The sequence below is a fragment of the Hymenobacter cellulosilyticus genome, assembly GCF_022919215.1.
In the GTDB taxonomy this organism is placed as follows: Bacteria; Bacteroidota; Bacteroidia; order Cytophagales; family Hymenobacteraceae; genus Hymenobacter; species Hymenobacter cellulosilyticus.
In genome coordinates, this window is record NZ_CP095046.1 from 4,745,781 (window position 1) to 4,756,781 (window position 11,001).

The 11,001-nt window shown below is 59.3% G+C and carries 12 protein-coding genes; 9 read left to right on the forward strand and 3 right to left on the reverse strand.

Annotated features, from left to right (window positions below):
* Positions 1 to 34: 34 nt before the first annotated feature.
* Both MUN79_RS23335 and MUN79_RS23340 read right to left on the reverse strand, forming a co-directional pair.
* Entirely contained in the window at positions 35 to 586 is a 552-nt protein-coding gene (locus tag MUN79_RS23335; RefSeq protein ID WP_244674924.1) for an SdpA family antimicrobial peptide system protein, read from the reverse strand.
* Between the two features lie 95 nt (positions 587 to 681).
* A complete protein-coding gene (locus MUN79_RS23340; protein WP_244674925.1) occupies positions 682 to 1,449 on the reverse strand; it encodes a sporulation delaying protein family toxin in 768 nt (255 codons plus the stop codon).
* Positions 1,450 to 2,330: 881 nt separating this feature from the next.
* On the opposite strand from MUN79_RS23340, the gene MUN79_RS23345 reads away from it, so the two are divergent.
* Genes MUN79_RS23345 through MUN79_RS23355 form a run of 3 tightly spaced genes read left to right on the forward strand, consistent with a single transcriptional unit; the run spans position 2,331 to position 5,574 of the window.
* On the forward strand, positions 2,331 to 2,936 hold the full coding sequence (locus MUN79_RS23345; RefSeq protein ID WP_244674926.1) for an AsmA family protein: 606 nt from the start codon (positions 2,331 to 2,333) through the stop codon (positions 2,934 to 2,936).
* Positions 2,861 to 4,360, forward strand: a complete 1,500-nt coding sequence (locus MUN79_RS23350) for a translocation/assembly module TamB domain-containing protein (protein ID WP_244674927.1) — start codon at positions 2,861 to 2,863, stop codon at positions 4,358 to 4,360. The genes MUN79_RS23345 and MUN79_RS23350 overlap by 76 nt, the downstream gene beginning before the upstream one ends.
* An 8-nt stretch (positions 4,361 to 4,368) precedes the next feature.
* Positions 4,369 to 5,574 carry an AsmA family protein gene (locus MUN79_RS23355; RefSeq protein WP_244674928.1) on the forward strand — a complete coding sequence of 402 codons (1,206 nt, stop codon included), beginning with the start codon at positions 4,369 to 4,371 and terminating at the stop codon, positions 5,572 to 5,574.
* 13 nt (positions 5,575 to 5,587) lie between these two features.
* On the opposite strand, the gene MUN79_RS23360 is transcribed toward MUN79_RS23355, so the two are convergent.
* Positions 5,588 to 5,986, reverse strand: a complete 399-nt coding sequence (locus MUN79_RS23360; protein WP_244674929.1) for a hypothetical protein — start codon at positions 5,984 to 5,986, stop codon at positions 5,588 to 5,590.
* Between the two features lie 175 nt (positions 5,987 to 6,161).
* On the opposite strand from MUN79_RS23360, the gene MUN79_RS23365 reads away from it, so the two are divergent.
* The 6 genes from MUN79_RS23365 (at position 6,162) to MUN79_RS23385 (ending at position 10,737) form a co-directional block, all read left to right on the forward strand.
* A complete protein-coding gene (locus MUN79_RS23365) occupies positions 6,162 to 7,469 on the forward strand; it encodes a flavin monoamine oxidase family protein (protein ID WP_244674930.1) in 1,308 nt (435 codons plus the stop codon).
* Positions 7,470 to 7,776: 307 nt separating this feature from the next.
* Complete coding sequence (locus tag MUN79_RS23370) at positions 7,777 to 8,283, forward strand: RNA polymerase sigma factor (protein WP_244674931.1); 507 nt, start codon at positions 7,777 to 7,779, stop codon at positions 8,281 to 8,283.
* Entirely contained in the window at positions 8,280 to 8,474 is a 195-nt protein-coding gene (locus MUN79_RS23375; RefSeq protein WP_244674932.1) for a hypothetical protein, read from the forward strand. The genes MUN79_RS23370 and MUN79_RS23375 overlap by 4 nt, the downstream gene beginning before the upstream one ends.
* Before the next feature lie 131 nt (positions 8,475 to 8,605).
* Positions 8,606 to 9,187: a prolipoprotein diacylglyceryl transferase gene (locus tag MUN79_RS30360; RefSeq protein WP_262922931.1), complete on the forward strand. Its 582-nt coding sequence runs from the start codon at positions 8,606 to 8,608 to the stop codon at positions 9,185 to 9,187.
* Positions 9,188 to 9,304: 117 nt separating this feature from the next.
* On the forward strand, positions 9,305 to 9,598 hold the full coding sequence (locus MUN79_RS30365) for a prolipoprotein diacylglyceryl transferase family protein (RefSeq protein WP_262922932.1): 294 nt from the start codon (positions 9,305 to 9,307) through the stop codon (positions 9,596 to 9,598).
* Between the two features lie 269 nt (positions 9,599 to 9,867).
* Entirely contained in the window at positions 9,868 to 10,737 is an 870-nt protein-coding gene (locus tag MUN79_RS23385; protein ID WP_244674933.1) for a phospholipase C/P1 nuclease family protein, read from the forward strand.
* Positions 10,738 to 11,001 lie beyond the last annotated feature (264 nt).

Genomic DNA, 11,001 nt, shown 5'->3' on the forward strand with positions numbered 1-11,001 from the left:
AGGAAGGCGATATAGGAGGAAACAAGGCCGTTTTTCATTGCAGTATAATGGTCGTTACGTAGGCAGACTTCTTGAAATTATCAGGATACTTTGCCCAGGACCAGGGCGCTATTTTGTATTTCTTCAGGATGTAAGTACCCGGTGCGATAAACCGGAATTGTTTCTGATTGAACGCCGAACGTGCTATTTCGCGCCCATGGAATTTGACGGCCGCAATAATCTGGTCATTGTCTTCTACTCTGACCCAACTGCTATCCATTTTGACCAGGGAGGCCACCCGCCCTATCTCCATATTCACCCGCCGGCTTTTGCGGGAAAAGCCATAAAGACTTTCCGCGGAAGCGTTCTTGAAATGCACCGGCGTCAGGGACTGGGCCGACTCTACTTTGTATAAGACGTATTTGTCACCCCGGGGACTACGCGTGAAGAACCCCCAGCCTTCCGGGAAAAAGGAAAAGATATCGTAATTGTCCTTAAAGGAAGATTCGGTCACATTAGGCCCAGCCGCCGCATATACGACTTTGAGCAGCAGAAAGGCAAAGCCCAGGAGGACACTGTTATAGAGAAGTATATTTTTAGTTTTCATAATATATCTAGCTAGCTAAAAGCCTTAAGGGCCTTGGCACTCTAGTAAAAGAATACCAAGGCCCTTGCAACGAATCCCCCCCGGAATTATGCTACTTACTGCGCCAATTTAAAGGCAATGTCCTTCACCAGGGTTTCCTGCTCAAATGAGGCAGCGGGAGAAGACCCTTCCTGATCGGCACCGAGTACCACTACAAAAGCCAGAGCAATAACCCAGGCCAATTCGATGGCCACGGCAATGTCCCACACGTAGGCCACACTGACTTCGTCCTGAACCGCCTGCAGGCTCTCTGCTCCGGTGTCATTTATGCCAGCCTTGGCTTTGGCATCCTGCATGAAGCGAGCTACGCCATCCTGATTTGAAAAATCATATTTTTTCAAGTCGAGCGACTTCAGACTCTTTTGCAGCTTGGCTACTTTCGAGGCGTCACCTTTTCCGGCCAACTTTACGGCCTGAATCAGGGAGCCACCTTTGCGCAGGGCCGCATTGATCTGGTCAAAGCTCTTGGAGTTAACGGCTTTCTGCAGTTCGGCAAAGTACGTTGGATCTAGGGTACGAACTGCGGCTACCAACTGCGCATTGTGCTCGGCCCGGGCTTTGGCAAAAGTTGGGTTCTGGGCCTGCTCCTTCTCCAGGGCCAGACGGAACGACTGTAGAGTGGGCAGCTGCTTGGCGACTTCGCCTTCCAGCAGAAGAATGCCTTTGAACAATGCCTCTCCCGAATAGCCTTTAGCAGCTACTTCAGAAAGTGAATTTTGGGGAGCAGCCAGCTCATCTTTGGAGCAGCTCACCGTGAGAAAAGACGTGGCCAGAATAGCGCTTAGACCTTTGGTAAAAACGGCGTTACGAAAATAATTAATCATGATAAAATGTGTTAATGATGAAAAAGATGAAATAATAAAAGAAATGAAGAAAGATGTCTGCTCAAGGCACCGGGGAATACCTTTCGCTCACCAGTAAAAAAATAATTTTTGATATAAAGCTGACAGATATTCTGCCTTTTGCCTGTAACATTTTGGCTTGAAATAGCCAAACTAAATGCGCTTAGTTGTTGGGCAATTTTAATTACTTTATCATAAACGCGGCCGGCACCAAGTTTCTGAACCAAGCTACATTGCCCTGTAAGTCAGCACCTAGCCCTCCAGAAAGCAACTACGCAGCGTAGGTCTACCTTTCCGGCAAAACCTTGACGGAAACGGCGCGCAGTAGAACTCATGGCTCATGCGGGTGCTGCACAGCTAATACAGCGCAAGCAGCAATGCAAGGCAGCTTCAGCCAGTCAGCAAATTCAACAGGATTGCTTGGGGATGCTTAGCGGAGATTACTTCAGGCCGCCGAGGATTTTCAGGATAAAACAGGTAGTGAATAATTGTAAGCTAATGATAGTTGTTAACAGGTAATGCGTAGTTGCTTGTACTTATATCTGTCACAAACATACATCTATAAATTAGAACAGCAAGTGTTTTTTAGTTTTTTAGAAAGTTTTTTATTTTCGTCCGCTATCCGGTAGCATTCTTGGGCTGAACGCATCGCAGTACTACTCTTGTATGAGAGGCCAACCAGCGCTTGGTATTTCTGTCTAGTCAGCAGTAATCTGCCTATAGCGGCCGGTAATTCTTATCTTGGGATATTTGCGGGCTGTGGCGGATGGTTGACTGAGTGTAGCTAATCCCGGCAGCATGCGTATATCAGGTGATTCTGGTCTTGCAGGAAGCTGTCGTACCTGGACCTAGCGGCCTCCTCTATGAAATTGTTGCTTTTCCGGCGCTTTCTGCTGGCCGGACTATTCTTGTTGCTGCTTGCGCTAGGCGGGGTCGGGTGGCTGCTGGGCACGGGCTACGGCCGGCACTACCTGGAACGCTGGGTGCGGGAGCAGATTGCGCGCAGCTCGGAGTTGGCCCTGGCCCCGTTCGAGGTGAGCTTTTCCCTGTGGCACGACTTTCCCCACCTCACTGCCTCGGTGCACCACATCAGTTTAAGCGACACCTCCTTTCAGCAGCAGCACGAGGTGTTGCGTGTGGGCCGGGCCGATATGCGCCTGGATTTGCGCAGCCTCTGGCACAAGCAGATTCAAATCACGCGGCTCACCGTGCGCGACGTGTCTTTCCGGGAGCGGGTCGACTCGCTGGGTCGCAGTTGGGGCCTGCACGGCAAGCAGCGCCACACCAGCAAAGGCGCCGGTCCGCCCCTGGACCTGAACTTAGACTCCCTGCTGGTTTACAACTTTCGCATTCAGACCCGCAACGACTTTGCTCACAGCGCCTTCGGGCCGAGGTGCGCCAGGCCCGGCTGGCGGCTTCCATTCGCCGGGGCGTGCTGCGGGCCAGCGGTACTTTGCTCGGGGAGCTGAACTACCTGCGCAACAGCCGCGGCACCCGGTTTCAGCAGGAGCCGGTGTGGGCTTCCGTGAATTACCGCCTGGAGTTTAAGAAGCGCCTAGGCACCCTGCATCACACCCGGGCTACGCTCAACGGCGACACGATCCGCATCCGGGGCACTCACACCACGGTAGCCAACCAGCCCGGCACCCTGCTGAACTTTACCTTTGAGGGCCAGCAGCCGCTGATGGAAGTACTGCACGCGGCCCTGCCGGCCAACTTGGAACCCTACATTGCCGGGGCAACCAGCCCGAGCAAAGCTCACATCCGCTACACCATCTCGGGCCTGACTGGCCCCACCGTGCGGCCCCGCAACGTGCTGACCTTCGGGCTGCGCCGGGCCCGCCTGCTCTGGCCCGACCCTAAACGCCGCATCGACCACTGGGACCTGCAGGCCACCTACGACAACGGCGAAGCGCACAGCCTCAAAACTACTTCGCTCACGGTGCAGCACTGCCGCGTGTATTCGTCGGCGGGCCGGCTCAACGTGGCCCTGACCCTGCGCGACTTTACCCGGCCCTTCGTGAGTGGGCGGCTGCGCGGGCGCACCGAGCTGCCCCAGCTGGCGGTGGTGGTGGCCCCGGGCCAGTGGCGGGCCCGGCACGGCACGGCCGAAATGGACATTCGTCTGCACGGCCTGCTGCCGCCCACTGACGACGGCAGCGCTGCCGCTATGATCGGGCAGCCCAGCTTGTCGGTACAGGGCCAGGTGACTCTGCAAAACGCCTCCTTTGTGGTGCTGGACCGCAACGTGGACTTCTCGGAGCTGAATGTGCGCGTGGGTCTGCGCGACAGTATCTGGACGCTTTCCCACGCCTCGGGCGTGCTGGACCACATGCGGTTTCAGGCCTCGGCCACCACCACCAACCTGTTGGACTACCTGACCGGGCAGCGCCTCAACATGCAGGTTGCCGGCAACTTCGCCGTGGACGAGCTGCGTGTGCAGCGGCTGCGGGAGCTGCTGCGGCCCTCGGCCGCGGCCACCCGCCTGCTGGCCCGGCAGCGGGCCGCGGCGGCATCTACCAAGATGGCCACGCTGGGCGGCAGCCTTATTCCGCCCGGGGTGCGCCTGCACGTGGGCCTGCGCTGCAACCGTCTGGTGCTGGCCGCCGATACCCTGGAGCAGGTGGGCCTGACGGTGCTACACGATGGGCAGCGGGTGGAGGTGCAAAACCTGGCCGCCCGGGTGTGGGGCGCCCAGATGCGGGGCAACGTGTCGTGGCCCACAGATACGCTGCAGCAGGTGGCCCCCATTCAGTTTGCTTTGAATATGCACTATGATACGGTAAACTACCGCCGGCTCATGGCGCGCATAGCCCGGCCCCGCGCCGCTCGGCCCAGGCTCCGGCCAGCCCGGCCCTGCGCGAGCTGCTGCTGGCCGCCAACGGCACGCTGACCTGCGACATGACCACGGTGCAGCTCGAAGCCGGCGAAAACCTGCAGAATCTGCACCTGCAGCTCATTAAAACCGGTCCGGAGCTGAGTTTGCCGGCCCTGGACTTTTCCACCACCCGCGGGGGCTCAGGCCATGCCTCAGCCTTGGTGCGCGTCAAAGGAGTGCATGTGACGGCGGCCGACGTGGACCTGAACCTGCACTATAAAGATTTGGACGTGCAGCGCCTGCTACTGCTGCTGGCCAGCCTCAACCCCGAGGATAAATCTGTGCCCCTGCCCGTGCTGCGCCTGGCCCGGCGGGCCGAGCGCCGCGCCCGCCGGCAGCAGCTGGCCCCGGGCTCCATTCTGACCAACGGGGTGCTGCGGGCCGTGGTGCACGTGCAGGCCGACCGGGTAAACTACGGCGCCGTGCGGGGCCGCAGCTTCGAGCTCCTCTCCCACCTGCGCGACGGAGTGGCGCGGGTCGACAAATGCTCGATGCGGGCATTTCGGGGCCAGATTGACGTGCAGGGCCACATGCTGCTCAACGTGAACCGCCAGCACCACCCGCTGCAGCTACAGATGCGCCTGCAGGACGTGGAGCTGCCTGACCTGTTTGCCGCCGGCCTGGCCATCGGCCTGACCCTGCCCGACCAGGACAACATCCGGGGCAGTATGCGCTGCGCCGTCGACCTGCGCACCGACCTGGACTCTACCTATCTGCCCCGGCTCGAACAAACCGTGGGCTACGTGCAGGCCGATATGCGCGACCTGGAGCTGCACAATGTGGAAGCCCTGACCCAGACCCTGAAATTCATGCGCGAGCAGCGCACCAGCCATTTGTACTTCGAGCCCTTCAGCAGTGAGTTTATCCTCAACCGCACCCAGGTCCTGATTCCGAGCCTGAACCTGAATAGCAACCTGAGCAACATGCAAATCAGCGGCAGCTACTTTCTGGACGGGCGGGCTAATCTGTACATTGGCCTCAACCCCATGCAGGCCCTGTTTGGCGACAACGAGAAGCGCATCGAGCGAATTCAGCAGAGTGAGCCCCTACGCCGCCCCAACCACCGCCTGACCTACGTAAACCTGCAGCGCCTGACGCCCGCTACCCGCTACTCGGTGCGCCTGTTCAAGGGCAATGAGCAGCGCCAGCAGCAGGCCATCCTGCGCCAGCAGTTCCGGCAGCTGCTCATCACCCAGGGCCTCGACAGCACCGTAAACCTGCAGCGCTGAAGCCGGCTGGCGCTTACCGTATCCGGTAGAACTTGTTTTCGTCGATGGTCAGAACCTCCGTACTCAGGAATTTTATTTCCAGGACCTCCGTAACTGGTTTTGCCAGCTTGCGCTTTTCCAGCTTGCCGCCTTCCAGGGTCCAGGAGTCGTTGCTTACATTGATATGACTACGCTCTAGCGTTCCGCCGACAATTTCGGTGGTATAGGCAACCCGAAGCTCAATGTAGCCGCGCCCGGTGGTATACGTGCCGCCGATAGCGCGAATTCGCTGCAAGCCGTCATCCGTGTTTACCTGGTATTCAAACGTCTTGTCGGCCTTGAATACATCGCTGGCCTGCGGGCCATTACTGACGACTTTCGTCCCTACCTGCCACGTGCCAACAACAGACTGCCCGTAGCTACGAGAGGCCAAGAAAAGCAGGAAAAGGAGTACAAAAACAGGCTTCGTACTGTTCATGTTGTTATCAAGGTTAATGAATGCGGGCAATAGCCGTTCAAGCAGTATAGCTGTTTCACCCTGAATTCCTGGCGCTACTTACCAACACCTATAAAAGGAGCCTGTACGAAAGGCTCTTCCGTTTTACTGAATGACTGACCCCGAAATTATCATCATCGGCGCGGGCGCGGCGGGTTTGCTGGCCGCCCGGGAGCTAACCCAGGCTGGCCGCCGCGTACTCGTGCTCGAGGCCCGTAACCGCATTGGCGGCCGTATCCATACTTTTTCGGACGGGGGCGTTTCCGGCCCTACTGAGGCCGGGGCCGAGTTCCTGCACGGCGAGGTGGCCCTCACCCGCCAGCTGCTCGAAGCCACCGGTACGCCCTGCCATGACACCGAGGGCCTCACTTACGAGGTGCGCCACGGCCAGCTTTCCACCGCCGAAACCTTCCTGGAAGACATGCCCCTGCTGCTGGAAAAGCTCCACCAGCTGCCCCAGGATATGCCCCTGGCTGAGTTTCTGACCCAGTACTTTCCCGGCAACCAGTACCAGGAGCTGCGCAGCATGGTCACCAGCTTTGCCGAGGGCTACGATGCCGCCGACGCCCGACGCGTCAGCTCTTTTGCCCTGCGCGACGAATGGTCGGAAGGCGGGGCCGAAGACTCGCCCCGACCCCAGGGCGGCTACGGTTTGCTGCTGGCCTACCTGGCCCGGGAAGTGGAAGCCGCCGGCGGGCAGATTCAGCTCAGCACGGTGGTAGAGCAAATCAGCTGGCGGCGCGGGCACGTTACGGTCGGCTGCAACCAGGACCGCCGCTACCAGGCGGCCAAGCTGCTCGTAACCCTGCCCCTGGGCGTGCTGCAGGCCGAGGCCGATACGCCCGGCCACGTGGCCTTGGTGCCCGAGCTTCCCGCCTACCGCCGGGCCGTGGCCACCCTGGGGTTTGGGCCCGTCATCAAGATTATGCTCGAATTCGGCACGGCCTTCTGGGAACAGGAATCGGCCGCAGTCGGGCACGCCATGCCGGAGCTGGAATTCCTGTTTTCGGATGCCCCCGTGCCCACCTGGTGGACACAGCGGCCCGACCCGCGCCCCCTGCTCACGGGCTGGCTGGCCGGCCCCGCCGCCGACCTTCTCCGTGCCGCCTCCGACGAAGAAATCCTGGAGCAAGCCCTGAGTGCCCTGGCCTACCTGTTTGCCACTTCGCCGGAGTTTCTCCGCGCCCAGCTGGTGGCTCAACGCGTCGTCAATTGGGGTGCTGACCCGCAGGCCCGCGGCGCCTACGCCTACGCCACGGTTGACTCGGAGCAGGCCCAGCAAGTATTGACCACACCGGTAGAGGACACGCTGTTTTTTGCCGGCGAGGCGCTGTACTCCGGGCCGGCCATGGGCACGGTGGAAGCCGCCTTCAGCAGCGGACAGCAGGCAGCTCGGCGCTTACTCGCCTCCTTGGCTTAACAGGTAAGCAGGTGTCACACTTTTGTGTGTGCGCGGCGAAAGTGTGACAAGACCTGTCACACTTTTTCTTTTTAAGCAGAAACATGTGACAACCCCTTCGGAAGAAGGTGCGGGCCTCCCTGGCAACGGTGAATACAGTACCTTAAGCCACGCCTACGACACCAGCGGATTAAGCCTTTCTGCTGCCGCAACGGGCCTTGCTGACCCCATGCTTAGCACCCGGCGAAAATATTTTTCGCCCAGGTGTGATTTTTAGCTGGCTTTCGGCGACTAATATTTCTGTCCGCCTTTCTCATTCCTATTTTCCGTGTCGTCCGCCGCGCTCCAGCAGGAATTCCTTCACCTCTTATCGACGCAGCAGCGGCGCCTGCACAGCCTGTGCCGTTTCTACTACGCGGGAGTGGAAGACCGGCAGGATGCCTTTCAGGAAATCGTGCTGCAGCTCTGGAAGTCCTACCCCTCGTTCCAGGGTGCGGCCCACGCTTCGACCTGGATGTACCGGGTGGCGCTCAACACCATCTTCTCGCGCGTCCGGCGCGAGAAGGCCCAGCCGGAATGGGTGCGCTGGACCGAGCAGCTGCAGCAGCTGCCCAACCCCGAAGACCTTGTGGACCCGGCTGCCGCGGGCCACCTGCTGGAGGAAGCCATTCACCAGCTTTCAGCCGAGGACAAAGCCCTGGTGTTGCTGCACCTGGAAGGATATTCCTACCCGGAAATAGCCGCTCTGGTCGAGATGAGCGCCACGAACGTCAGCACCCGGCTGCACCGCATCAAAGGCAAGCTGGGAAAGTACCTGAAGCTGCAATTATTATGAACCTGGAAGAACTCAAACCCTTGTGGGAAGCCCATAAGCAAGACGTGGAGCAGCACGACCTGTGGAGCGAAGCCCAGCTTGCTGCCCTGCTGCCTCAGCCCCTCCCCAAGCCGCGCTGGGCGCTGCGCCCCCGGCGGGTACTGCTCCAGCTAAGCCTCGCGCTTTTGTCCTTCGGCTTTAGCAGCTGCTAAAACGCGCGGCCTTCTTTTTCCCCTCTGCCAGCCCGACACGCTTACCCCGGCCACAAAAGAGCTGGGATGGACCTTCATTGCCCAAAAAATGGCCCCACGGGCCTGCTACCATCACCTTATTTCTTCTCACCATGAACCTGCTTGCGGCATTGACGTGGACGGCCAGCCCGGTCATCTACGATTTTGGTTTCGTTCAGCTCACCTGGTACGGGCTGCTTTTCGCCGGCGGCTTTGTGCTGGGCAGCTTTATTCTAACCCACATCTACCAAGCCGAAAAGGTGGCGCCCAAATGGGTTGATGTCCTCACTATCTACGTGCTGCTGGGCACGGTGCTGGGGGCCCGCCTGGGCCATTGCCTCTTCTACGACTGGGCCTACTACTCGCGGCACCCGCTGGAAATCTTTCTTGTCTTTCCCTGGGCGGGCCTGGCCAGTCACGGCGCCACTATCGGCATTTTGCTGGCTACCTGGCTGTTCAGCCGCCGCCACCACTTCGACTACCTCTGGGTTCTGGATCGCCTCGTGCTGGTGGTAGCCGTGGGTGGGGCCTGCATCCGGCTGGGCAATTTGCTGAACTCAGAAATTGTGGGCCGCCCCACGCAGGTGCCCTGGGCCCTGGTGTTCCCCGGGATACCGAACACCTGCAGGTTCCCACGTTTCCGGTACCGGCCGGTGCGGTGCTGGTGCAGCCCGGCCCCCGCGGCCAAAGCCTGAACCTGCTTCCGGCGGACCAGCCGCCCCCGCTGCCGCGCAGATGGCCGTGCCCCGCCACCCTACTCAGGTGTACGAGTCGCTGTTCTGCGTTTTTCTGTTTTTGCTGCTCTACCGGTTGTGGAAAAAGCACCAGGACAAAACGCCGCGGGCCTACTCTTTGGCTGGTTTACAACCCTGCTGTTCTCGTTTCGCTTTGGCGTGGAGTTTTTGAAGGAAGACCAGGTAGCCTTCGAGCAGGGCCTGGCCCTCAACATGGGCCAGTTGCTTAGCTTGCCCCTGCTAGCCCTGGGTTTGTGGGTGCTGCTGCGGGTCGGCAAGTGGCCGAATAACTCCTCGGGGCAGCACCGGAGGGAAGAGGATTCGGCCGTAGGCAATGCTCTTAACTTGGAGGCCAAGCCGACCCGGCAATAGTAGCCAAGCCAGCCGCAATAGGACATTTAAGACGACTTCCGGAGTTCGGCGGCTTTTCCCGGAAGAAGGCTTTTTTCTTGGCCGCAAAGCTCTGACATTTGCCGTCTTGTCTGTTCTTTATTCCACCGCAATGCAACATTTTTACCGTCGTGCCCGCCGCTGGCTTTCCGTCACGGCACTGCTGCTGATTACGCCCTCCATCCTCTTTGCCTGGGGTACCTGGGGCATGAGCGCATCAACCGCGCCGCCGTGCTGGCCCTGCCCCGGCCATGCGCACTTTCTTCTACAACCACGTCGATTTCATGGTGCAGGAGTCGGTAGTGCCGGACTTGCGCAAGTACACGCTCAGCGACAAAGCCGAGGGCCCGCGCCACTTCGTGGATCTGGAGCACTACGGGGAGCCGGGCCAGGTGCCCCACACCTCCCAGGAAGCCTACGCCAAGTACGAGCCGGCGTTTCTGGACAAGAACGGCCGTCTGCCCTGGTTTATCCAGGACATGCTGGGCAAGCTGACTCAGGCCATGAAAAACGGCCGCAAGGAAGACATCCTCTTCATTGCCGCCGACCTGGGCCACTACCTCGGCGACGCCACCCAGCCCCTGCACACCTCCTCCAACCACGATGGGCAGCTTACCGGCCAGAAGGGCATTCATGCGTTTTACGAGTCGCAGATGGTGGAGAAGTTTGGCAAAACCTACAATTTCAAGCTCAAGGAGCCCCAGCTGATTCAGGACCCGGTGGCCGAAACCTGGCGCATCATCACCCAGAGCCACGCCGCGGCCGACACGCTGCTCAGCATCGAGAAAAAGCTGCAGACCGAGGTGGGCGCTACCAATATGTATGAGCTGGACCCTCAGGGCCAACCCAAAAAGAACGTGTTCAACAGCAACGTGCGCACGGCCGCCTACACCGAAAGCTTCCACAACTCGCTCAAGCGCATGGAAGAGCGGCAGCTGCGCACGGCCGCACAGGCCGCCGCCAACTTCTGGTATACAGCCTGGGTAAACGCCGGCAAGCCCGACCTGACCAAGCTCGACACTGAGTACACGACCAAGAGCAGCCAAAGCAACCTGAAGGAAGAGCTCAAGCTAATTCAATCGGGCAAGCTGGTGGACTTCTCCTCGTTTATGGAATTCTAAGCTTCCGGAGCTAAAAAGTCCGGCTAGAAGCCTGTTTCTGCCGCGTAAGCCGGTGGGAACAGGCTTTTTTGCGTCCGCAATAATCTGCAACGCAGCCTAACGGAGCCGCAGCCTCCACATCTGTCATCCTGAGGCGCAGCCGAAAGTCCTTCCCGCCTACCCCACCACCGCTTCTACCAACGTGCCAAATCCATTCATCAGCCGCTGACAATGCGCTTTGACCGTGAGTTCAGTACTCCGAGAAAATGCTCCGCTTCTCCCTGA

Excerpts from the sequence above, each read along its gene's own strand:
- MUN79_RS30360 (WP_262922931.1), top strand. The coding sequence starts at position 8,606 with ATGAACCTGCTTGCGGCATTGACGTGGACGGCCAGCCCGGTCATCTAC.
- MUN79_RS23340 (WP_244674925.1), bottom strand. The coding sequence starts at position 1,449 with ATGATTAATTATTTTCGTAACGCCGTTTTTACCAAAGGTCTAAGCGCT.
- MUN79_RS23335 (WP_244674924.1), bottom strand. The coding sequence starts at position 586 with ATGAAAACTAAAAATATACTTCTCTATAACAGTGTCCTCCTGGGCTTT.
- MUN79_RS23385 (WP_244674933.1), top strand. The coding sequence starts at position 9,868 with ATGCGCACTTTCTTCTACAACCACGTCGATTTCATGGTGCAGGAGTCG.
- MUN79_RS23345 (WP_244674926.1), top strand. The coding sequence starts at position 2,331 with ATGAAATTGTTGCTTTTCCGGCGCTTTCTGCTGGCCGGACTATTCTTG.
- MUN79_RS23375 (WP_244674932.1), top strand. The coding sequence starts at position 8,280 with ATGAACCTGGAAGAACTCAAACCCTTGTGGGAAGCCCATAAGCAAGAC.
- MUN79_RS23355 (WP_244674928.1), top strand. The coding sequence starts at position 4,369 with ATGACCACGGTGCAGCTCGAAGCCGGCGAAAACCTGCAGAATCTGCAC.
- MUN79_RS23365 (WP_244674930.1), top strand. The coding sequence starts at position 6,162 with ATGACTGACCCCGAAATTATCATCATCGGCGCGGGCGCGGCGGGTTTG.